Annotated in this window: 22 protein-coding genes; all 22 read right to left on the bottom strand. The window is 36.5% G+C overall.

All coding sequences use genetic code 11. The features are described 5' to 3' along the window. Positions 1 to 94: 94 nt before the first annotated feature. Positions 95 to 676 carry a sugar O-acetyltransferase gene (locus tag BTHG_RS16010; protein ID WP_010677747.1) on the bottom strand — a complete coding sequence of 194 codons (582 nt, stop codon included), beginning with the start codon at positions 674 to 676 and terminating at the stop codon, positions 95 to 97. Between the two features lie 1,190 nt (positions 677 to 1,866). Further along, entirely contained in the window at positions 1,867 to 2,382 is a 516-nt protein-coding gene (gene speG / locus BTHG_RS16015; protein ID WP_010677748.1) for a spermidine N1-acetyltransferase, read from the bottom strand. 295 nt (positions 2,383 to 2,677) lie between these two features. Further along, positions 2,678 to 3,532 carry a hypothetical protein gene (locus BTHG_RS16020; RefSeq protein WP_010677749.1) on the bottom strand — a complete coding sequence of 285 codons (855 nt, stop codon included), beginning with the start codon at positions 3,530 to 3,532 and terminating at the stop codon, positions 2,678 to 2,680. A gap of 347 nt (positions 3,533 to 3,879) precedes the next feature. After that, complete coding sequence (locus BTHG_RS16025) at positions 3,880 to 4,380, bottom strand: YehS family protein (protein WP_010677750.1); 501 nt, start codon at positions 4,378 to 4,380, stop codon at positions 3,880 to 3,882. 30 nt (positions 4,381 to 4,410) lie between these two features. Further along, the gene (locus BTHG_RS16030) at positions 4,411 to 5,313 is read right to left on the bottom strand and encodes a Gfo/Idh/MocA family protein (RefSeq protein WP_232284489.1); all 903 of its coding nucleotides are present in this window, start codon (positions 5,311 to 5,313) and stop codon (positions 4,411 to 4,413) included. Positions 5,314 to 5,466: 153 nt separating this feature from the next. Continuing rightward, positions 5,467 to 5,625: a hypothetical protein gene (locus BTHG_RS26865; RefSeq protein WP_157256220.1), complete on the bottom strand. Its 159-nt coding sequence runs from the start codon at positions 5,623 to 5,625 to the stop codon at positions 5,467 to 5,469. Between the two features lie 212 nt (positions 5,626 to 5,837). Continuing rightward, the gene (locus BTHG_RS16035; protein WP_010677752.1) at positions 5,838 to 6,533 is read right to left on the bottom strand and encodes an ABC transporter ATP-binding protein; all 696 of its coding nucleotides are present in this window, start codon (positions 6,531 to 6,533) and stop codon (positions 5,838 to 5,840) included. Then, on the bottom strand, positions 6,533 to 7,654 hold the full coding sequence (locus BTHG_RS16040; RefSeq protein WP_010677753.1) for an ABC transporter permease: 1,122 nt from the start codon (positions 7,652 to 7,654) through the stop codon (positions 6,533 to 6,535). Before BTHG_RS16040 ends, BTHG_RS16035 begins: the two co-directional genes overlap by 1 nt. Before the next feature lie 170 nt (positions 7,655 to 7,824). Further along, on the bottom strand, positions 7,825 to 8,400 hold the full coding sequence (locus BTHG_RS16045) for a TetR/AcrR family transcriptional regulator (protein ID WP_010677754.1): 576 nt from the start codon (positions 8,398 to 8,400) through the stop codon (positions 7,825 to 7,827). A gap of 417 nt (positions 8,401 to 8,817) precedes the next feature. After that, on the bottom strand, positions 8,818 to 9,783 hold the full coding sequence (locus BTHG_RS16050; RefSeq protein WP_010677755.1) for a 2-hydroxyacid dehydrogenase: 966 nt from the start codon (positions 9,781 to 9,783) through the stop codon (positions 8,818 to 8,820). Beyond that, positions 9,780 to 11,294 carry a xylulokinase gene (locus BTHG_RS16055; protein WP_010677756.1) on the bottom strand — a complete coding sequence of 505 codons (1,515 nt, stop codon included), beginning with the start codon at positions 11,292 to 11,294 and terminating at the stop codon, positions 9,780 to 9,782. The genes BTHG_RS16050 and BTHG_RS16055 overlap by 4 nt, the downstream gene beginning before the upstream one ends. Positions 11,295 to 11,304: 10 nt before the next feature. Continuing rightward, positions 11,305 to 12,132, bottom strand: coding sequence for a class I fructose-bisphosphate aldolase (locus BTHG_RS16060; RefSeq protein WP_010677757.1), 828 nt, complete (start codon positions 12,130 to 12,132; stop codon positions 11,305 to 11,307). A gap of 68 nt (positions 12,133 to 12,200) precedes the next feature. Next, on the bottom strand, positions 12,201 to 13,238 hold the full coding sequence (locus BTHG_RS16065) for a zinc-dependent dehydrogenase (protein ID WP_010677758.1): 1,038 nt from the start codon (positions 13,236 to 13,238) through the stop codon (positions 12,201 to 12,203). Positions 13,239 to 13,326: 88 nt separating this feature from the next. Beyond that, a complete protein-coding gene (locus BTHG_RS16070) occupies positions 13,327 to 14,604 on the bottom strand; it encodes a TRAP transporter large permease (protein WP_010677759.1) in 1,278 nt (425 codons plus the stop codon). Then, on the bottom strand, positions 14,604 to 15,110 hold the full coding sequence (locus tag BTHG_RS16075) for a TRAP transporter small permease (protein ID WP_010677760.1): 507 nt from the start codon (positions 15,108 to 15,110) through the stop codon (positions 14,604 to 14,606). The genes BTHG_RS16070 and BTHG_RS16075 overlap by 1 nt, the downstream gene beginning before the upstream one ends. 47 nt (positions 15,111 to 15,157) lie before the next feature. After that, on the bottom strand, positions 15,158 to 16,204 hold the full coding sequence (locus tag BTHG_RS16080; RefSeq protein ID WP_010677761.1) for a DctP family TRAP transporter solute-binding subunit: 1,047 nt from the start codon (positions 16,202 to 16,204) through the stop codon (positions 15,158 to 15,160). 1 nt (position 16,205) lies between these two features. Continuing rightward, entirely contained in the window at positions 16,206 to 16,355 is a 150-nt protein-coding gene (locus BTHG_RS27465) for a hypothetical protein (RefSeq protein ID WP_187370799.1), read from the bottom strand. Between the two features lie 84 nt (positions 16,356 to 16,439). Then, positions 16,440 to 17,306 carry a MurR/RpiR family transcriptional regulator gene (locus BTHG_RS16090; RefSeq protein WP_010677762.1) on the bottom strand — a complete coding sequence of 289 codons (867 nt, stop codon included), beginning with the start codon at positions 17,304 to 17,306 and terminating at the stop codon, positions 16,440 to 16,442. A 690-nt stretch (positions 17,307 to 17,996) separates the two neighbouring features. Then, on the bottom strand, positions 17,997 to 18,128 hold the full coding sequence (locus BTHG_RS27695; RefSeq protein WP_269719506.1) for a hypothetical protein: 132 nt from the start codon (positions 18,126 to 18,128) through the stop codon (positions 17,997 to 17,999). A gap of 286 nt (positions 18,129 to 18,414) precedes the next feature. Beyond that, a complete protein-coding gene (locus BTHG_RS16100; RefSeq protein ID WP_010677763.1) occupies positions 18,415 to 19,119 on the bottom strand; it encodes a nucleotidyltransferase domain-containing protein in 705 nt (234 codons plus the stop codon). Positions 19,120 to 19,567: 448 nt separating this feature from the next. Further along, on the bottom strand, positions 19,568 to 20,305 hold the full coding sequence (gene truA / locus BTHG_RS16105) for a tRNA pseudouridine(38-40) synthase TruA (protein WP_010677764.1): 738 nt from the start codon (positions 20,303 to 20,305) through the stop codon (positions 19,568 to 19,570). A 233-nt stretch (positions 20,306 to 20,538) separates the two neighbouring features. Next, positions 20,539 to 21,846, bottom strand: coding sequence for a branched-chain amino acid transport system II carrier protein (gene brnQ / locus BTHG_RS16110; RefSeq protein WP_010677765.1), 1,308 nt, complete (start codon positions 21,844 to 21,846; stop codon positions 20,539 to 20,541). Between the last annotated feature and the right edge of the window lie 399 nt (positions 21,847 to 22,245).

Raw genomic sequence — 22,245 nt, forward strand, 5'->3', positions numbered from 1 at the left:
GCGTTACTAATAAATTATCACCCAAAAAGTGCTCGAAAAAATGATTCTTCGAGCGTTTAAAACAGTATACTATCCTCCACTATTAAATTAAGGTTTACTCAACAATATTACTAATTTCCTTTACAACTTTAGCAGGTACTCCTGCAACAACCGTATTTTCTGGGACATCCTTAGTGACAACTGCTCCTGCCGCCACAACAGAGTTATTTCCAATCATTACACCAGGTATAATTGTTGCGTTAGACCCAATCCACACATTTTCACCTATAACGACCGGAGAAGGATAGGTCGTGTTTCTAGTTTCCAAAGGTAACCCATGATTTAGTGTTGCAATCGTAACATTCATACCGATCATTGTACCGTCTCCTATTGTAATTCCGCCTCTGTCTTGGAATGAACATCCGGTGTTTAAAAACACGTTTTTTCCAATCGTAATGTTTTTACCGAAGTCTGTATAGAATGGCGGAAAACACATAAAAGACGAATCAACCTTGTTACCTGTCAGTTCACTAAAAATCTCTACTATTTCTTCTTTGGAGTGATAGGCAGTATTCAATTCCATTGTTATTCTTTGAGCTTCATAACTACATTGAGTTAACAGCCCATGTAATTCTTTATCCTCACCAAAAATTGGATTACCTTTCTTACAAAAATCTATAAATTCTTTCATGTCCATTATTAAAAGTCACCTATCCTTTTAAGCTACTAATTAATGAAGAGGAAAATGCGACAAAACTATACACGAATTCCTCTTCAGAGCCTCGATGAAGAGCATACCTCAACAAAACTAGGCACGAAACCCTCTTCATTGCCTCGATGAAGGGCATAACGCAACAAAACTATGCTCGAATTCCTCTTCATTGCCTCGATGAAGAGCATGTCGCAACAAAACTATGCTCGAATTCCCCTTCATTGCCTCGATGAAGAGGATACCTCAACAAAACTATGCTCGAATTCCCTTTCATTGCCTCGATGAAGGGCATAACACAACAAAACTGAGCACAAATTCCCCTTCATTGCCTCAATGAATAGGATAACGCAACTGAACTATGCTCGAATTCCTCTTCATTGCCTCGATGAAGGGCATAACGCAACAAAACTATGCTCGAATTCCTCTTCATTGCCTCGATGAAGGGCATAACGCAACAAAACTATGCTCGAATTCCTCTTCATTGCCTCGATGAAGGGCATAACGCAACAGAACTATGCTCGAATTCCTCTTCATTGCCTCAATGAAGAGGATAACGCAACAGAACTAGACTCGAATTCCCTTTCATTGCCTCAATGAAGAGGATAACGCAACAGAACTATGCTCGAATTCCTCTTCATTGCCTCGATGAAGAGCATAACGCAACTGAACTATGCTCGAATTCCTCTTCATTGCCTCGATGAAGAGCATAACGCAACTGAACTATGCCTGAATTCCTCTTCATTGCCTCTATGAAGAGGATAACGCAACTGAACTATGCTCGAATTCCCCTTCATTGCCTCGATGAAGAGGATACCTCAACAGAACTATGCTCGAATTCCTCTTCATTGCCTCGATGAAGAGGATAACGCAACAGAACTATGCTCGAATTCCCTTTCATTGCCTCGATGAAGGGCATAACGCAACAAAACTATGCTCGAATTCCCTTTCATTGCCTCGATGAAGAGCATAACGCAACAAAACTGAGCACAAATTCCCCTTCATTGCCTCGATGAGGAGGATAACGCAACAGAACTATGCCTGAATTCCCACAAAAACAATAAAATAGAGATTCCTAATTAAATAAGTAACTAGAGTTGGTCATTTTCATAAGTAAGTCCGCCCCATCTTGGAGCGGACTGTTTTTCGTTATGTATTTTTTAAGGACTGATACAGTCTCAAGAATCCCTACTGAAATATTGATGTTGAAACATACACATTCTTATTGCATTATGATACTCTCCGCCGACAAAAAACTCATCGATTAATTCACCTTCAAACTGAAAACCAAGTTTTTTATAAATATGAATTGCTTTTTCATTCGTTTTATCGACGATTAAATATAATTTATACATATTTAGTACAGAAAACGCATAGTCCATTGCGAGGTAAGTCGCAGACTTTGCATATCCATTTCCCTGATGTTTCGGATCAATAATAATTTGGAATTCAGCCCTACGATGAATATAATCAATCTCAACTAATTCGACTAGCCCCACCATTTCATCGCCTTTTTGTACAATAAATCTTCGTTCACCCTGATCGTGAATATGCTTATCATATAAATCCTGCAATTCAACAAATGATTCATATGGCTCTTCAAACCAATAGGACATTATGTTTGCATTAATATTTAATTTATGGACAAATACTAGGTCCACTCTTTCTAAAGGCCTTAATTTTACTTCGTTCATACCTTTTCATCCTCCGAATCTTGCATTTAATCCTGATAAAAGAAAGTCTTCCCTTTTCTGCCGTTTTTTTCACATACTAGTGTGGGCATCGGAAATATTTATTCTATAGAAAATTGGTCCTGGATCGTATTTTTACAAACACAAAAAAGCAGTTGGTATAGATTTTTTCTATATCAGCTGCTTTTCTATTATACCAATTCCAACCAAGCGACCGCTTTAGCCAGTCACTGGGCTCGTATTTAGTGATGAGTGACGTAAATGTGACATTCCCAGTTATTCTTACTTTTGGCTACCGTTACATACGCTTTAATGCACCATTAGGCTGTGCTAACTCTTGATCTGTTATCTGATTCATTTTACAAAAATGTCCAAAAAATTGTTGTGCAAGCTCGCGTTCCTTTGAGTCACTTTTCAACGAAACGATATCTCTTAAAATTTGAGCCATCCATGAATTATCAAAATAGCGGTGTTTACCTGTATTCCATGTGACTTTGTGAGGGAACTTTTCATTCACATAATAGTTCCAGAAAAGCATCTGATTCGATTCCTGTTCTGTTAATTTGATTCTGTATTTTGAATGTGCAGGAATATATCCATCTTCGCAAACCTTACCGATAAACTCTTCATTCACCATATACACACCTAAGATACGTCTGTCTTTTTCTTGCATGCCGGGTTCTACTGCTGTTAACACAACAGCACTATTTTGGTGCAAGCGGATGGGTTTGTTTGGCTTCCCCTTGTTAATACCACTTTTTATTACGCCTGAAAAAACCTTCCACTCTGAAAAAGAACGACTCTGTTCTTCTGTGTCACACCAAAAAACCATCTGTGATTCAGGATGAAGTTTATGGTTTTTGACAAGTTTTTCATATTCCAAGCGAAGTTCGTATTTTTTTCGTTGAAGTTTCTTTTCCTCTTCTTTCTTTAATTCTTCCTCTTTTCGTTCCATTTCCTTTTCTTGTATCATTTTTTCAAGTGAATTCGCTATACTTTTATCGTGAAGTTTTAAGTGCTTTTCAAATACATCCGGGAAAACGAACTTTTTATTTTCAGATTCAAAATGTATTTCAATACTAGAATCATTTTGTTCAACTATACTACCCATGCCAAAACGCTTGTGTGTAACTTTCTTATTGATTAAATTCATTATTCTAGTCCTCCTTGTAGGATAAAAACACGATAATTTTATTCAACGTACTTACCTTTAAAGCCCACACAACTGTTTGAATTTTCACTTTGGCTTAAGGTGATTGAAAAAATTAATTGTAAGACTATCGTAACACTTTTTTGAAACTTTCACAAACTTTCTTGTTGACAGCCTATTTTATTGTGAGGTAAAATAAAATTTTATTCTCTGCATGTCCATTAAAGAGTTATAAAAAAAGGCTTCCAAAAAGTCGCGAAAACCTTTGGCAAACCTTAATTTATCGTTCCTTGATTACAAGTGATAAGTGGAGATATCTGAAAACAGAACTTCCTTAAAACGATATAATGTCATCCCCTATATTTAATAGTTAACCCTTTTAAGAAGTTCCTGGCGAAATTATCTCCACATTCTTTATAATTCTTATGTCCTTCTTTTCGTAATAAAGCCCCTAGTTCTCCTTTTGATACCCGTAATCCTACATGATCAAAGATATCTAGCATATCCTCAGTCGTTAAAGCTAGTGCGATTTTCACTTTCTTTAAAAGAAGATTATTCACGTTTCCACTTGTCTTTAAAGCAGGTTCTGGTGGAGTAGGCTGCCCTGGTTTCGGCTCCTGTTTCCCTCTTTTATAAATAATAAGACCATTTAAAAATGAGTCTAGCATACTGTGAGTACACTTTATTTGATCTTCATTCTCATATTCATCATCATCGTATGTCTTTGTGAGAATTTTGACTACCTCTGGTACTGATACCTCCGTGCCACCCAGTTTAAAAATCTCTGCCATTTCTTTATTTTTAATTTCCAATGCATATCTCAATCGGATTAAAATATCGTTATTATCCATTATTTGACTCCCTTTTTTTCAAATAGTGACTTACTTCTTTTCCGCTAGTTTCGTGAGAATTTTTTCGCATATTTCATGGGTTTTCAGTGCATCCCGAGCTGGAAGTAAGGTTTCCGAATTTGTACTGACGGCGTTGATAAATTCTTTAACCATTTGCTCAAATCCTCTTTTAATCAAGGTTGGCTCCCAATCACTGCTCCGAACCTCGCTATTTTCCATACCTTTCGAAATAACTAAGTTGGATACATTCGTAACCGTCCGCTTCTCCAACGGACCCATAACTTGGGCAATCTCCTCAGTGGTCCCATTATCCCTATTCATAATGCCAATGGCAATTCCGCTTCTGGAAATAAACTGAACCACAATATGGTACAAGGATCCATTTTCCATACGACCGTTAACGATCATCTCTTCAATCGGGTGTGAAAATAAATACCTCATCGTATCCACTACATGGATAAAGTCATCAAAAATAAACGTTCTCGGCTCACCTGGAAGATTATTACGATTTTTTTGGACCACAACCATATTTGGATTAGAAACTTCCTTTAACTTTACATATGAAGGGGCGAATCTGCGATTAAATCCAGTCATCAGAATAAGACCTCGTTCCTCAGCAAGTTCAACAAGTCTACGAGCACCTTCATAATTGTCCGTAATTGGTTTGTCCACAAACACATGGATTCCATGATTTAGAAGCAACTGAACAATTTCTTCATGAGAGGATGTCGATGAATGGACGAATGCTCCCGTAATTCCACTATCCACCAGGGATTTGAGGTCGGAGTGAATATGTTCAAACCGATACTGGTTGGCAATTGTTCGTAACTTTTCTTGGTTTCTTGTGTAAAAGTGAAACTCAATCTCCCTTAATCCACTATAAACTGGAAGATACGCTTTTTGTGCAATGTCTCCAAGTCCAATAACCCCCATTTTAATCACAATAACTCCCCCTCTTCGTTCTACTGTTGTCGCCCGTCACAGTGACCTCCGTTGAATGTTTTAATTTGTTTTATACAACAAAACGTGTCGACTTTTCTAAAAAAATATACTTACAATTACAATATAGGCAAACGATAAACATGATTATACCATTTCAAAGGCTGGAGACATATGGGTAGCAATCGAGAGTAAACGCATACGGAAGTTTAGTCTACTATTTTCATCATTTATTACAAAGCACAGTGTTAAAGATGGAAGCGACAGAACTAGCAAATTGAAAATTGTCAGTGATTGTATTTTCATGCTTCTACACCCTTAATTCTAGGTGGGATTCTTTTTGGATAGAGGTTATCTGACAACTCTTGCAAAGGAGGGTAATTGGTAAATCGGTGGTTCTCTTATAGGGGGCTCGCACTGCGTTAAGCGAAACAACAAAGATTTCAAAATCACTAAAACGAATAAAGGTCAGTCCCCACTTTTAGTATGTATTTTAAAGTGAGGACTGACCCTTTTATTTAACGAATTGCTAAAGATTCTTCAAGTAACTTCAAATTTCCATCCAACATTTGATAAACCTTGTCGCAATATTTTAATAAACGTTCATCATGGGTGACCATGATTGCAGCTTTATTTCGTGATTTCACTCCCTTTGAAATAAGTTCAACAATTTCAAAGGCACGCTGTGTGTCAAGACTTGCAGTAGGTTCGTCAGCAAGTATGATATTTGGATCATTCATGAAGGCACGAGCAACCGCTGTTCGTTGCCGTTCGCCACCTGACAATTGATCAGGAAATTTTTTCAGTTTATCCCCTAATCCTACTTCCTCTAACAACTCTTTCGCAAATAGTTTATCTTGATTAGTAACAGAGCCTTTCATTTTCTTTACGACCAAAAGTTGGTCAAGAACCGTTAAGTATGGTACAAGATTGGAAGTTTGCAAAATAAAACCAATCTGTTCCAACCTCAATTTGGAAAGTTCCTTCGACTTCAAATCGGATAATTGAATTCCATTTATTGAGACGTTACCTTCAGACGGTTGTAGCAGAGCCCCTGCAACTGAAAGGAAAGTACTTTTTCCTGAGCCTGATGGACCAATTACTGCGACGAATTCACCAGGGTTAACTGTAATGGAAACATTGTTTAAAGCGATAAACGAATTGTCTCCTTCTTTATAATACTTAGATACATTTTCAAACTGAATTCCATTCATTACTCAACCCTCCCAATAGCTTGAAGTGGATCTATCTTTGTTATTTTTCGAACAGAAAGAAGGGAACTCATTACAGATACGGCTAATAATACAAACGCATAGATGAAGACTAGCATCGGATCAAGCGCAAAAGGCATTGCTTCTGGTAAAATCGCTGCCGTTCCATAAGTCAGTATAATTCCTAACCCAATACTAATGACTGCCAACATGAATATTTGGGAAATGACAGCTCGTCCAAGAAATGCATTACTTGCTCCAATCGCTTTCATAATCCCGAATTGATTCGATTTCTGCAACGTAATCACATAGAAGAAAACGGTTATTACAACAGCAGAGATTGCCAAGAGAAAGGCAAGCATCATCATGATTGTTCCATTTTCAGCTGTGTAGCCAGGCAGTCCATTAATTGCCTCTTGTTTCGTTGTTGTTTCAATTCCTTCAACACTTTGATCTACGTCTTCAGGAATAATATTTTCACCTTGAAGCATAATCGCATTAACCGGATTGTTGATCCCCATATCTGAACCTGGTGCGGCAAAATGAATCGTACGCCATGAATCCATCGTCATAAAAATTGCTGGTAAATGGTTAAATGACTGGTCTTCAACAAAACCAACAACTTTGAGGACTTCAGTTGAACCTTCAATTTCAAGGGTATCGCCTAGTTTAATGCCTTTGTCCTGCAACACATCATTCGCAATGACTTCTTTGTCCTTTCCTTTTGTGAGTGGATTTCCCTCAATGACTTCAGGTTCTAAGAATGTTCCTGGATTGATACCAAGAAGGGATACATCCATTTTTTCATCATCAGATGTTGCATTTTCTTTAAGAACCACTGCTGTACGCGACCCCATTGGGGCAGCATCGTTTACATGTTCTTGATTTTTGAGTTGTTCGGATAAATCTTCAGATATGACCGACCTTAGCATCGAATGACGGGCACCGTCTTCAAAGACAACATAATCAGCATCCATATTTTTGAAGGCTGAAGCGCTTAATGAAGAAAGACCATTTCCTAGTCCCGATAAAATAAAAACAAGCCAAGAGATTAACACTAGAATCATACCAATCATAAAAAAACGAAATTTTGCATGTTTTAATTCTCTTAATGCAAGAAACATATTTTCACCTCTTAGATTTATTTACTAGATTTTCTAAATTGTGTGCGGAGTCCAAAGTTACAAAGGTGTAACTTTTGTTCAAAATTAAAAGTTACAGAAGTGTAACTTTTAAAAATGGAAGGACAAAAGTGCTACTTGCTTAGTGTAATTCAAAGTAACACAAGTGTCAATTATTTATCATTAAACATCCCCTGACAAAGAAATTCCATAACTAAATTTCTCCAATCCTGTTCAGGTAACCGAGAATAATTGGGAATATTAACGGTTTGAAAAATAAACCCTAAAATAAGATGATTGGGAAATTCAGATTTTAAGAGTTTTTCCCTTTTTCCTAGTTGGACAAAATCATTTAAATAGGCGTACATTTTTTCATGTTGGCTCTCTAACAAATGAAGGGTTTCATTAACTTTTGTATGATTGGATGTTTCAATTTGAAAAACCATAGAAAGAATTTGATGAATTCTGCTATATTTAAAAATAACTCCGAGTAAATAGGCTAATTGATTTTCAAACAGAGGATACTCCTTAATTTTTTGGAGGTCCTGCAAGAATTGTTCCATTTCAAAGGCCATATATTCCGTAATCAATTCATCTTTATTATCATAGTACTTATATAAAGCTGCTCTAGTTACATTCAATTGATCAGCCAGCAAACCAAATTGAAATCCATTATAGCCATGTTGCAATAATAGGTGATTGGTAGCCTTATACAAATCACTTTTTGTAAATTTACTGTCCCGTCCCATCATTTCACCCCTTTTTCATTATAAGCGAACTAAACAAGAATTTCAGAATTAAGGTTGTATGCCTAATTTAAATGACTATCCCTTTTTGTACAATCTTATAGCACAATATATTGTATTATATACCCATAAGAGTTTTTATCAAAAATAACAAGGAAGTTGCTGATAGACTATAAGGCTGTGTAACTACACTTACTTTGTCAATTGGTATATCACTGTGCTGCAAAACGTTAAGTGTTATCTTCTGATATGTAAAAAGGCCCAGTTATTACTAACAACTGAGCCTTAATTTTATTCTATTCTTTTAGTAAGATAAGCTTAACAATGTGCTCGACTTATCCAAAGTTATGTGGGATGACAAAGGGGTGGTAAGGTTAATAAATTGATTTCAAATCAGAAATTTAATGAATTTTCATTGAATCAGCTATTAACTGGAGTAAGTGGCTCTTTACCCTCGAACACATTAATAATGTTATCTACGGCTAATGTAGCCATTTGCAATCTCGTTTTAACTGTTGAACTTCCTATATGAGGCAAAGTAACTACATTAGGTAAGGATAAAAGAGGATGATCAACAGGAACTGGTTCTTTTTCAAAAACGTCTAGGCCAGCTCCCCAAATCTGACCTTTGACTAATGCGTCATATAGCGCTCCCTCATCGACAATACCACCTCTTGCCGTATTAATAAGGATGGCGTTTTTCTTCATTAACTGCAATTCAGATTTACCAATAAAATGATGAACATCCGGACTATAAGGTATAAGAATGGAAACAAAGTCAGATTGTTGCAGTAGTGAGTGTAGATCACAATATTCAATTCCTAATTCAGCTTCTTTGTCAACTTTACGTGTCCGATTATAATAAATGACTCGCATATTGAATCCTTTAGCCCTCTTAACTAGAGATTCAGCTATCCTTCCAAGTCCAATAATTCCAATTGTCGCTTCGTATATTTCCTGTCCCGTCATCTGCATAAGGGACCACGCCCCCCATTCCCCGCTTCTTAAATAGTTGGAGGCGTCAGGTATTCTTCTTGCAGTAGCCATTAATAATGCAAATGTCAGATCAGCTGTTGCTTCAGTTAAAACTCCCGGAGTGTTTGTGACAACGACTCCCTTTTTGACAGCAGCATTTACATCAATATTGTTATAACCTACCGCAATATTTGCTACAACCTTAAGATTCTTAGCTTTATCAAGTAGCTCTTGATCAATTTTATCGGTTAATAGGCATATTATCCCATCAACATCCTTAACTTCATTTAATAAAATGTCTCTTGGAACAATTGAATCTTCCTCCTGATACATTCTAACTTCGAATCGTTCAGATAACCGGCTAACAATTCCTTCAGGGAGCTTTCGGGTTATATATACTTTTGACTTCAACACTTTACCTCCATTTTTTCTTCGTTTAGCTCAACACATTGCGAGAAAAAGGTTTTAAGAGCCGGATACAACCTGTTATGAACTTGATAAAGCTGAAGATAAGCATCCACTCGCTCTTCCTCTGGTTTAACCCATCCAATCGTTTCATTCGTCATCACAGATGTTGCTTCTTCATAAGATGAAAAATAACCAATAGCATTTCCAGCAATGAGGCATGCACCTAAAACAGCAGTTTCTGAAATATTTTTGTGTTCAAATGTTTTGTTCAATACATTTGCTTTAATTTGGGACCATGCTCTGTTCTTGGAACCGCCTCCAATAGACTGAATACTCATTGGAGAAATTTTATATTTCGTTTCAATAATTTCATAGATTTGTTTCAGGCCAAAGGAGCATCCTTCTAATATGGAGCGATACATATCCTCTTTTGAAGTATTCAAATTGATTCCTACAAAACTTCCTCTGGCATTTGGATCCCAAATTGGGGATCGCTCCCCCTGCATATACGGTAAGAAATACACTCCGTTTGATCCAATAGGGGATTTGTTTGCAAACTCATTCAATATTTCAATTTGATACCCTTCAGGTTTTAAAAAACGTTCATAAAACCATTGTATAGCAGCACCAGGAAAAGACATCGCTCCATGAGATAGCCATCTACCCTTTATAACATGGCACCGGTTTAAAAACTTGTTGTCCAACACAAGAGTATTATCCGTACAAACAGTTAAAACATTTGAAGTCCCTACTGACTCAAAAATTGTATTAGGTTGAACGTCTAGTGCTAGGGCAGAACAAGCTGTATCGGCTGCTCCCGCCACCACTGGCACTCGTTTCCCTTCTATGTCAGTATTAATCAAATTACCTATAATCAAGCTTGGGTCACACACTGTAGGTAATTTATCTTTACTTATTCCAACTCTTTCACAGATTTCATTAGACCATTCATAATTATTTATCTCGAATAATCCTGAAAAAGAGGCTTGAGTCCAATCCATTACAAATTCACCTGTTAGTTTATGAAGGATAAAAGTTGAAAGGGATCCCCATTTGAATGTTTTTTCATATAGATTAGGCTCATTGTTCTTAAACCACAAGTGAGTTGTAACTGTATACATCCCAAGTTCTAATCTATTTCCGGTAATTTCGAAGATCCTTTCTTTGCCTATGAATGAATTAATCCATTCAGCTTCCTTTTTACTCCTTTGATCCAAATACATAATTCCGTTGTATAATGCATTTCCATCTGAATCCATAAAAACAGAGGAATTACAAAATGAAGAAAGAGAAATTGCATCTACACTTCCTTCAGCCTCAACTCTTTTCCAAACTTTCACTAAGTTGTTTTTTACAATCTCCCAAACTTCGTTTACATCAATTTCAACCCATCCATCCCTAGGAAAAAGAAGAGAGTATGGGTGATACTCTAAGTATCCCCATACCCCTTCTTTATTCATTGCAGCCACTTTTACTCCACTTGTTCCAATATCAATTCCAATTACGTGAGACATATGATCACCTTTATCTATTTGGTATTGGCTCGTTCATTAACTCATTGTATAATTCAACAGCTTCTTTTACTGTACCATTCTCGTGAATGATATGTTTAAAAGATTGTACCACTGCTGTAGGATTTGGATTGTTCCATACTATTCTACCAAATGTAATACCAGTACCACCGGCATCAATTACGTCGTATACCATTTTAAAATAATCTTCAATGTTATTTCCATTATCCCCGCCCGCAACAACCACTTTAGCAGGAGTTGAGGAAACTACTTTATGGAAACTTTCTGGATCACCCGTATATTTTGTTTTTACAATATCTACACCTAATTCAGCACCAGCACGAACAGCATAGGCTACGTGCTTCCAGTTGTTTTTCTCTTCCTCTGGGATTTGGTTACCTCTAGGATAAATATGAGCTATCATTGGAATTCCATATGAAGCAGCCCTTCCTGCAGCAATACCTAAGTTTCTTAATTGTTCTGGCTGGTCATCCCCACCAACAATGCATCCCATTGATACTGCATCAGCACCTAATTGAATACCTTCTTCAACTTCAGTTACCCAAGCATCATAATTTGGTTGCCAAGGAGAAAAAGTTGACAACTTTAGAATCAAACCAGCTTTCCCCACATGTGGGCGGAAGCAAGTATTAGCAATTCCTTTATGCATCGTAATAGCATCAGGACCACCAGCGACAATTTCATTTACTTTTCGTTCGATTGGCATAAGTTCTTCAAAAATACCTCTTGCCATCGCCTGATCTACTGCTACCGCTAGAAGTTTACCTGATTTTTGATTAAATAATCTGCTTAACCGAATTTCTTTTCCTAATAATGCCATAAAAAGCACTCCCTTTAATCGTTTTTTTGAGTAGTATTTTTCTAATTTAAAAGATAAAAATATAAGTTTTATAAACTAATAACTGATTTCATTCCTTTACCTGTACGCACATCATCAATCGCTTGCTCGATATCATCTAATTTATAACCCGTGGTAGTTAGCACTTTTGTGTTTATTTGTCCTGATGCAATAAGTGCCAAGGATTGATGATAATCTGCGCGTGTCAAAGCAGAAGTTCCATTTACAGTAATTTCGTTGTAATGAATAATGTTAGGATCAATTTCGGAAAGGACTCCATTTGTAAAACCGGCAAAAAGATTTAATGTTCCTCCCTTTTTTAATAGACTCGCAGATGAATTAACGAGAGATGGAAAACCGATTGCCATAATGACTACATCTGCTCCAAGTCCAGCTGTTTCTCTTAATACAATCTTCTCCAAGGATTCATGGATTGGATCAACAGCAATATCGGCACCTGCATCTATTGCTTTCTCTCTTCTGTGTACAATTGGCTCACTTAGAATTACTTTCTTCGCTCCAGCAATTTTTGACAGTTGAACATGCATTAATCCTATCGGTCCACCTCCTGTTATAACTACTACATCGCCCATTTTAACGTTTGCTTTCTTTTGTCCATTCAGGCAGCATGCAAGAGGTTCTGTTATAACCGCGTCTTCAAATGAAACATGATCCGGAAGTTTTACAATATTTCCTGATTTAAGGGCCGTACTTGGAATCCTCACATATTCCGCGAATCCACCATCATATTCATATCCAATTGCAGTACGATTTTGACAGACATTCTCTCTTCCATTCATACAGTAATAACACTTTCCACAAGGTATAACTGGCATTACACCTACTCTGTCACCTACCAAAAAATCGCTAACCTGCACACCCACCTCTTCAATGGTTCCAACTAGTTCATGACCGATTACCGAAGGTGTGCGAACACCTTTTGTCTTTTTCCCCTCAAAAATTCGAACATCAGTACCACATACTGCACTAGAATTTACTTTTAACAGCACCTCCTGCTCGTTGATTTTTGGTTTTTCAATCTCTTCTAATCGCATTTCATTTGGTCCATAAAATATTGCTGCTTTCATAAAATCACTCCAATTTCTTTAGTATATAAACGTGGTGAAAATATTCTTCATACTTTTATCAAAAAAAGTGAGAAAAGTTTTCTTTTTCTCATAAGTCAAACCAAGTAAGTGGTACTGTAATGATTTGTGGTATAAATATAAGGACTAATAGCGCTATCATCGTTACCCCAAACCAAGGCATTGAATCCTTGCTCAGTCTTTCTATGCTTAATCCAGTGATATTGCTTGTCGCGTATAAACAAACTCCTACCGGAGGTGTAACTAAACCAAATGACAGTGCCACAACCATGAATACAACAAAGTAGACAGGATCAATACCCACAGCTATAATAGCTGGCATTAAGATTGGTACTAAAATAAAGATTGCTGCGGTTGCATCCATAAACATACCAACAATGAGAAGGAATACAAACAAAATTAACATAATAATGATAGGACTCTCACTAATGCCACCAATCACAGCAGCTATTCTAGACGGTAACCCATCATATTCAAAAACCCAACTAGCAGCTTTCGCAGTTACAGCAATGAATAGAATCGTTCCACTCATATTTGCCGTTTTGAGCATTAGATTTGGTAGCCGCTTAAATGATAACTTTCGATAAATGAATACCGATATAATTAATGTATATAGTACACAAATTGCAGCCGCTTCTGTTGGAGTGAAAATCCCACTTAAAATTCCAGCAAGTAGTACAACTGGAGCCAACAAAGCTGGTAATGATGTAATTGTCTCTCTTTTAAAATAGTTCCAATCAAATTTTTCACGAATACCATAGTTATGCTTTTTACTATAGTAATGATTAAATAACATAAAGATGATGGATATGATGATACCTGGAACCAGCCCCCCTATTAACGCAGCTCCGATAGATACACCAGCAGTCGATGCAGCCACGATCATGAGAATACTTGGAGGGATAATCGATGCTAGCATGGCTGTTATTAACGTTAATGCTGCAGAATATGATAAGGGGTATCCTTTTTTTACCATAGCATTAATTTGCATCCTACCAGTACCCGCAATATCAGCTACTGAAGACCCTGCCATCCCAGCAAATATCAAGCTGGCAATTACATTCACATGTCCTAAACCACCAGTCATCCAACCAACCAGACTTTGCGCAAATCCAAATAACCTGTCTGCTACTCCGCCTTCTTCCATAATCAACCCTGCTAGAATAAAAAGCGGTACCGAAACCAATAGAAAGCTATTCATCGAACTAAACATTGATTGAATGACAAGACTTAGTGGAACGTCTGTGAATAATAAGACTGCGGCAACAACTGAAATTCCAAGTGATGTTGCAATTGGAATTCCTAAGAACATGAGGATGAAAAATAAGACTAATAAGAATATCGACATCATACTCCCCCTTTCTCAATAATCTCTTTATCATAAATTAACGATTGAACCGTATTAAATATCCCTAATAAACCAGATACTGGTACACTCAAACCGATAATCCACATTGGAAATAATAATGCAGCACTCTTTTCATGAATATTAATTTGTTGCGTGACCAACTCGAAACCATAAAAAGTCATAAAAATAAAGAATCCGACACTCGCTATTGCGTAAATCCATACACTTAGCTTCTTTATAAATTTCGGAGCATATTGTAATAAAATAGTCACCCTTGCTGATTCAACTTTGCGAAACCCGATTCCTATACCCAAGAATACAAGCCATATAAACAAGAACCTTGTCACTTCTTCAGTCCAAGGTGCTGGAATTCCCAGCACCCTTCCGAAGACTTGCCAAAGAACGACGAGAGATATGGCAGCAGTTGAAATGCCTGCTAATACATCTGTAATTCGATTAAGAATCATAAAAATGGTTGCAGGTTTATTTTCATTATGATTAACCATATTTATCACCTTTCTATTGTTTGGTAATTAAGTAATAGTCAGTGTACCTATTCACTCTTACCAACCATTTCAAGGATATCAGAGAAGAATTGGTCATCATTTACTAACTCTTTAAATGTTGGATACGCTTTCTTTGAAAGCTCTACAAACCGTTGCTGTTGTTCACTTGTTAGCTCATTCACCTTGACACCAGCATCTTCCATTGTCTTGATCGCTGTCTCTGCTTCTTTTGCATCATATTCAGTAAGCCAAGCTTGAATTTCCTTTACAGAATCGGTAATTATTTGTTTGTGCTCATCCGATAAACCATCAAATTTTGCTTGGTTCATCCCTACAAGCCAGCCATCCGCCATATGATTTGAAATTGTTAAATATTCTTGTACTTCAAATATTTTCGCTGCTAAAATAACCCCAATTGGATTCTCTTGTCCATGTATTGTTTTTAATTGAAGTGCATTATAAACCTCACTAAAGTCCATTGGAGTTGTTACTGTTCCAGCACCTTTAAAGAATTCAACCCATAGTGGGTTATTAGGTACACGTAGCTTAACGCCTTCTAGATCTTTCGGTTGAGTTATAGGTCTCACAGAGTTTGTAATTTGTCTGAAATCACGTGTCCAATATCCTAAGCCTTTAATATCTAGTTCAGAAGTTGAATCTAATAACTGTGTTCCAAGTTCGCTGTTTAAGAATTCTGTGAACTGTTTCTTATCATCAAATAAGTATGGAATACTAATTGCGTTAAACCTTGAATCAAAATTTGCATATAGGGAGGTGGAGAGAACAAGCATATCTAATCCCCCTGCACCAAGTTGCTTTACTGCACCAGATGGGTCGCCGCCATACAGGGTACCATTTGGATGTACACTTACCTCAATTTCCCCATTACTTTTTTCACCAATAATCTTTGCTAATTCTTTTGCAGCCACTGTAACTGAAGCACTATCAGGGTCTGGAGTTGAAATCTTAAGTTTAACTTTTTCTCCTCCACTCTTTGCACTACCTCCAGCGCTACTACTACCGTTGTTACTTCCACATGCAACTAATCCAAATGTTAATACGACCATGATTAGCAAAACAATTAATCTTCTCATATTAGCCCCCTCTTTTTTTGGTGAAGATTTTTTCCAAAAACGCCATAACCTCAATCTGGACACGCATCTTGTTGTAATAATCAGACTTGTTAACGCTTTCTTTTCTTTCTAAAAAAACCATCCCCTCTTTTATCTCTTTATTTGTTAACATCAGGATAACACATGGTGGTAATTTCCTTCAAGATAATTTTCAAATAAATTTAATAATTTGAGCAAAGCTGAATAATTTGATTTCCTACATCTTTTTATCAGTCGTAGATCTTCTTGTTTTTTGTAAGTTTTCATAATAAAATTCATACTTTGCATTTGCAACTGATGCCACTAGGATATCGATTATTGTTAATTGTGCAATCCTAGACGCAATTGCATCTGTACGGAACAATGTTTCATTTGAAGCAGTTTGTAGAACGATATCTGAAATAGTTGTAATCGGTGATTTTGAGGAATTTGTAATACATATCAATGTAGCTCCAGCATCTTTAGCAATCTTCATAGAGTTAAGAACTTCTCTATTAGATCCAGTATGTGAAATCCCAATAACCACATCATCTTTGGTTAACATACTTGCAGACATCGCTTGAAGAGTTGAGTCAATATACGCAAAAGATTTAATACCGAGCTTTAAAAGTTTATGTTGCGCATCTAGTGCAACTGTCCCAGATCCACCTGTTCCATAGAATTCCAATGTCCTAGCATTTTTGATGACTTCAACTGCTTTTTCCAATTGTTCATCATCACATACCTCTGATGAATCGTATAATGCTTGAATATTCGATTGGAATACCTTCTTTTTAATCAACTTAACATTATCACCTTTTTCAATGACTTCATGAATTTGTTTAACAGGTTCAATAACTTCTTTAGCTAAATTGATTTTCATATCCTGAAATCCCTTATATCCCAAACGCTTACATAAACGGACTACGGAAGATTCACTTGTTTCACTTCGTTCTGCAACCTCCGTAATTGAAAGGTGAATAATTTCTTCCTGATTGTTTTCAATAAACTCTACAATCTTTTTTTCAGAATCACGAAGCTTTGGCATAGCCATATTCAGTCTTGCGAAGTACCCTGGGTTTGCATTTACATTTAATTCTGCCATTCTCTACCTCCGAAAATTAAAATACTTTGAAGATTTGATTATTATTTTACTATATAAGTTCCCTATTTAACTAGTAGAAATTAATGATATTTACTTTCAGAAAAGAAAACTACATAAAAAAATAAGATGACCATGATTTATTTTACCCTTTAAGTTGTATGTAAAATCGTTAGTTAGGAACTTGTCCACGACCGATTCAATCACTTTTACTCAATACAAATTTCATTTTTGCCATTACCGTACAATGGATGTAGAACTGGTATTTTCATTTAAAGGAAAAGAAGTTGATTTTTCACCTATAGTATGAAATCAACTTCTTTTCTCTTTAATTGATAGTTTAGATATCTTGATAGTGGAAAAAAATATTACCTATTCACTTAGTAGCGCAAATAAGAATCACCAAAGAACAAAACACTATTAATGCAGATCCTGTACAGCTCCGTATCCAATCCCACCCATCATTTATTTAGTACCTTCCCTTTTTGAGTTACTAAATGATAAATTGCGAGTAAGACGATTATCATTTGCAATGGCAAATTTTTTGGGGTTTAAACAAGTATATTACAATAAATCGAAGCTTTATCGTTTCTTACCTTAATAGCTATTCTATGTGTAATGTATGGAGGAGTATTTTAAACACCGCCATTAGTAGTAAAACTTTTCACAATTTCAAAAGAAAAGTTTCAACCATTAATAGAAAAATCGGCCACGGCGAAAACGAAAACCAGGACCGCGATGAAAACGAAAGCGAGGACCGAAAACGGGACCTCGACGGAAACGGTAACGAGGACCACCACCGAAACCACCTACGAAGAATGGCATACTAAAATTCCTCCTTTATAGAATGATAGTATAGGTTATGCCACAAAGGTGATCGGGGATATGGACAAATATGGAGAAATTTAAAAAACAAGTAAAATATTTCATTTTGAGTGTAGGTAAACATAATGTAACAAAAGAATTTTCAACTAGATAAATTAGAGTAATCGTCAAAAGGTAGGATGAATACCTAGAGTAGCAAAAGAGATTTGTTCACTTTTATAAAGCTTCTTAGTTTTTGGAGCCATAACAGAACTTTTGCGCAATTTCCGTTAAGGTACGGAAATTTTTAAAAGAATCCTTTATAACCCACAAATAATTCTCCGCCATAATTTTCAAGTGTAGATTGAATGAATGAAATTAGTTCAGTTTTATCATTTGTATTCATGTATGTTTTTGTAGATTCGACTAGTTTATCACACATATCTTTATCATGTGATTTAAGGGTTCTAACCATCCACTTTCCTTCTCCAACCCAATTGCCATTTGCCCTTAAAATCAATTCAGTCAACGTATTTATTAACTTATTTAAAATGAATAAACTTTCTTCAAAGTCTTCTGAACTTCTAAAGTCTGACAAAAAGTCTGTAATTTGATATCTTGCTTCATTTATTTTGTCCTCATCCCAAGGGTGCGGACCCTGTTCATAAAGTATTTTTGCCTCTCTTTGGACTTCTTTTCCATTCCCTTGTTTATCTTGTATAAGTAGACCTTCGGCACACATTTTAATGATGGTGGGCATCCCCCTATACCTAGCTGTTTGAAATTCAAACTCTAGAGATAAGTTTGTATGAATAAATGTTTCTATTTTCCACCCAAGAAAGTGATAACATTCAAGTCTTGGTGTTTCTGATTCATCAATAATAATTATGTCAATATCAGATTCCTTTGTTAAATTTCCAGAAACAGCACTTCCACCTACCCAAACTATATCTGATTCAGGATAGTGGGAAACGATAAATTGTTGTGCTATTCGCTTGATTGAGTCCCTCATAAAAAAACACCTCCAATACCAGGATATTCACCTAAAAGAGTAGTGTTCTAGAAGGATGAGCTATCTGTAAAATAGTTCACAATCATTTTGTATTACGTTTCTTGCGGAGCCTTCAAAATATACTTTGTATGCGACATACAATTTCCCACTATTTTCTCATTTTTGGGAAAGACGAGAGCTCGTCAGCGCCAAGCCTGTCACACAAGAAAAAGGATGGGATTTCTGTTCCCACCCTCTTTCTTCTTCGGTTTATTCACACCTCTACCCACACATTATCCAACCGGAAATTCAGAACTTTGTTTTGAATATGCTGTAGGTTTGTTATGGATATCGGTAGTTTATTTTTATTTACATATTCAACTTTAACAACGCACATCACTCCACAAATCCAGAATGAACACATGAGGTGCTGGCGATTATAACTCTGTTGAAAAAATAAGGAGATGGTTTAAAAACCAACTTTCTCCAAATACAACCCCTCAGCATCCGCCATACGACCTGTTTGAATTCTTTCTTTTGATTCGAGGATACTGGGTATTGCAGTAGCATCTATTTCTCCTAATCCCACTTCAATTAAGGTTCCTACAATTTTTCTCACCATATTGTAAAGAAAGCCATTGCCACGCACTTTTATTTCGATAAAGCCTTCATTTTTATTTATCTCAAGCGAATATATTTCACGCACCATCGACTTTTTCTTCGATTTTGCATTGGAATAGGAAGTAAAGTCATGCTTCCCTAAAAAATAGTGAGATGCCTTTCTCATTTTTTCGATATCAAGCTTTTCCTCCACATGCATACTGTACTTTCGCATAAAGGGATGTGTATATTGCTCGTTCCAAATCTTATACAAATAGGTTTTATCTTTAGCATTATAGCGTGCATGAAAACGATCATGGACTAATGTAACATCCACAACGCTAATATCATTAGGAAGATATCTGTTTAAATAGTGCATAACTTCATCTTCGTTTGCATTTTTACGCATCTTAAAATTAGCGATTTGAGCAAGAGCATGTACACCTGCATCCGTTCTTCCAGATCCAATAATTTCTATCTTTTCTCCTGCCAACTCTGTTAATACATTTTCAATTTTCCCTTGAATGGTATTGTCACCATTACCCAGTCGTTGCCAACCCTTGTAACGCCCACCATCATACTGAATGGTTAATTTATAATTATTCATTGCTTTCTCCTTGTATAATTACTACTTTTTGCAAATCCTCAATTTCTTAATTATCGCCCATGAGCCTCCCCTTTATTCTTTCGCTTCTTTTATAAATTGAGGCTCTGTGTTGAGTAGGATATTAATGTTTTGTGCAATGCTAGTGTAAATGATTTTGATAAAACTAAAACACACGTCACCTATTCCTTTGGGAAGAGGGACGTGTATTTATTTTGAAAATGAGAGGATGTAATTTAATTAGCAATTGACTGCTCTGTAGCTTTCTCCTTCTCTATAAATCTTCCAAGGATTGCTCCGCCAATGAATCCGATTATTGCTGGAATTAACCATGCGAACCCATTACTGCTCAATGGGATCATGCCAATTAAATGAGATACAAATGGTATATTTATAGCTGTTGCCATAGCTTCAGATACGCTAATAATCACTGTTACTAACACGGCACCTTGAAAGGAGGTAGCGTTTGGTAAGTGTCTATGGAAAATCCCGACCAATATGACCACGATACAAATCGGATAGATTGCCTCATAAAGCGGTGTTGCTATAAATACGATTCGATCTACACCTAATAATGCAATGGCAATGCCAAGTACGCAAACGATGGCCGCTGTTGTTTTATAACTTAGCTTCCCATTTGTTAAACGATCAAAAAATTGAGCAACAGCTGTAGTCAAGCCAATTGCAGTAGTCAGACATGCTAATGCCACCACGATTCCTAATCCGTAGAGCCCGCCTTTACCTAATATCGATTCTACAATCCCTAATAATAGTTCGGCCCTATCTATGTTTTGAGGATACATCCCACTAACTGAAGCCCCTAAATATAAAAGCCCAGAATAGATGAGCACTAAAAAGATAAAGGCAATGAGCCCGGCAAATGCGATCATTTTATTTCTTTCCTTTTCAGACCGGTATCCTTTGCCAACAATATGTGAAATAAACACACTTGCAACCATAAAACTTACAAGTAAGTCTCCAGTTTGATATCCGCCAAGAAATGCATTCACAAAACTACTTGAAATCTCTGTGTCCACTGGTTGTCCAACTGGCGTTATGACTCCACTTATGATGATAGCAATTAAAATGACAACTAATGCAGGTGTTAAAAAAGCTCCCACTTTATCGATAACATTGTTCCTGTCATTTACAAAGTAATAAGTTAATGCGAAGAAAATGATAACAATAGGTGCTGCCGGAATCGATGGGAAAACTGCATGAAAACCTAATTCATGGGTAACAGCCCCCGTTCTCGGTATGGCGATAAAGCTTGAAAATAACATGATGCCTAGCAGTATCCATTGCGAAAATTTAGGATGCACTCTTTTCGTCAATTGATCTACAGTACCACCTGCATAAGCGATAATATAAATCGCCATTATAGGGAAAAAGACCCCTGAAATAATGAATCCGATGTTCCCGCTAAGCCAGCCCGTCCCGGACTGTAGCCCTAAAAATGGGGGGAAAATTAAATTCCCAGCCCCAAAAAATGTGGCAAAAAGCGCAAGCCCAATAATACTACTATCTCTTAGAGTTTTTTTCATATGTAAATCAGCCCTTCTCTTTTGATGTCACAATCTGCTTGAATCCTTTTCTAAGTGTACATATTTCACAAATATTAGGTAATCGTATAAACTATCGTCTTCCAACAATCGATTTCACTATTCCACCTTTTCTGAAAAATCAGGATGCACTTCACCTGATCGTTGCACTCACTAAACCCCAGGTAGGGTAGCCACGTTGTGTTCTCAGGAGGTTTAATTAACCTGTTATAGGCTTTTACTTTTCGGCAAACATACGAATCATATTTTGGTAGACAAGTATTTTATAATATACCATATAATTTGCAATAGTGGAAATTTAGAGAACAAAAGAGTCTACTGCGGGTCACACCAGTAGGCACATTAATTGCAAATTACTTTGTTTGCTTTATGATGTTTCTA

The organism is Bacillus timonensis (assembly GCF_000285535.1).
GTDB lineage: Bacteria > Bacillota > Bacilli > Bacillales > Bacillaceae_L > Ferdinandcohnia > Ferdinandcohnia timonensis.

Excerpts from the sequence above, each read along its gene's own strand:
- BTHG_RS16010 (WP_010677747.1), bottom strand. The coding sequence starts at position 676 with ATGGACATGAAAGAATTTATAGATTTTTGTAAGAAAGGTAATCCAATT.
- speG (WP_010677748.1), bottom strand. The coding sequence starts at position 2,382 with ATGAACGAAGTAAAATTAAGGCCTTTAGAAAGAGTGGACCTAGTATTT.
- BTHG_RS16020 (WP_010677749.1), bottom strand. The coding sequence starts at position 3,532 with ATGAATTTAATCAATAAGAAAGTTACACACAAGCGTTTTGGCATGGGT.
- BTHG_RS16025 (WP_010677750.1), bottom strand. The coding sequence starts at position 4,380 with ATGGATAATAACGATATTTTAATCCGATTGAGATATGCATTGGAAATT.
- BTHG_RS16030 (WP_232284489.1), bottom strand. The coding sequence starts at position 5,313 with ATGGGGGTTATTGGACTTGGAGACATTGCACAAAAAGCGTATCTTCCA.
- BTHG_RS26865 (WP_157256220.1), bottom strand. The coding sequence starts at position 5,625 with ATGAAAATACAATCACTGACAATTTTCAATTTGCTAGTTCTGTCGCTT.
- BTHG_RS16035 (WP_010677752.1), bottom strand. The coding sequence starts at position 6,533 with ATGAATGGAATTCAGTTTGAAAATGTATCTAAGTATTATAAAGAAGGA.
- BTHG_RS16040 (WP_010677753.1), bottom strand. The coding sequence starts at position 7,654 with ATGTTTCTTGCATTAAGAGAATTAAAACATGCAAAATTTCGTTTTTTT.
- BTHG_RS16045 (WP_010677754.1), bottom strand. The coding sequence starts at position 8,400 with ATGGGACGGGACAGTAAATTTACAAAAAGTGATTTGTATAAGGCTACC.
- BTHG_RS16055 (WP_010677756.1), bottom strand. The coding sequence starts at position 11,294 with ATGTCTCACGTAATTGGAATTGATATTGGAACAAGTGGAGTAAAAGTG.
- BTHG_RS16060 (WP_010677757.1), bottom strand. The coding sequence starts at position 12,132 with ATGGCATTATTAGGAAAAGAAATTCGGTTAAGCAGATTATTTAATCAA.
- BTHG_RS16065 (WP_010677758.1), bottom strand. The coding sequence starts at position 13,238 with ATGAAAGCAGCAATATTTTATGGACCAAATGAAATGCGATTAGAAGAG.
- BTHG_RS16070 (WP_010677759.1), bottom strand. The coding sequence starts at position 14,604 with ATGTCGATATTCTTATTAGTCTTATTTTTCATCCTCATGTTCTTAGGA.
- BTHG_RS16075 (WP_010677760.1), bottom strand. The coding sequence starts at position 15,110 with ATGGTTAATCATAATGAAAATAAACCTGCAACCATTTTTATGATTCTT.
- BTHG_RS16080 (WP_010677761.1), bottom strand. The coding sequence starts at position 16,204 with ATGAGAAGATTAATTGTTTTGCTAATCATGGTCGTATTAACATTTGGA.
- BTHG_RS27465 (WP_187370799.1), bottom strand. The coding sequence starts at position 16,355 with ATGTTAACAAATAAAGAGATAAAAGAGGGGATGGTTTTTTTAGAAAGA.
- BTHG_RS16090 (WP_010677762.1), bottom strand. The coding sequence starts at position 17,306 with ATGGCAGAATTAAATGTAAATGCAAACCCAGGGTACTTCGCAAGACTG.
- BTHG_RS27695 (WP_269719506.1), bottom strand. The coding sequence starts at position 18,128 with ATGCCATTCTTCGTAGGTGGTTTCGGTGGTGGTCCTCGTTACCGTTTC.
- BTHG_RS16100 (WP_010677763.1), bottom strand. The coding sequence starts at position 19,119 with ATGAGGGACTCAATCAAGCGAATAGCACAACAATTTATCGTTTCCCAC.
- truA (WP_010677764.1), bottom strand. The coding sequence starts at position 20,305 with ATGAATAATTATAAATTAACCATTCAGTATGATGGTGGGCGTTACAAG.
- brnQ (WP_010677765.1), bottom strand. The coding sequence starts at position 21,846 with ATGAAAAAAACTCTAAGAGATAGTAGTATTATTGGGCTTGCGCTTTTT.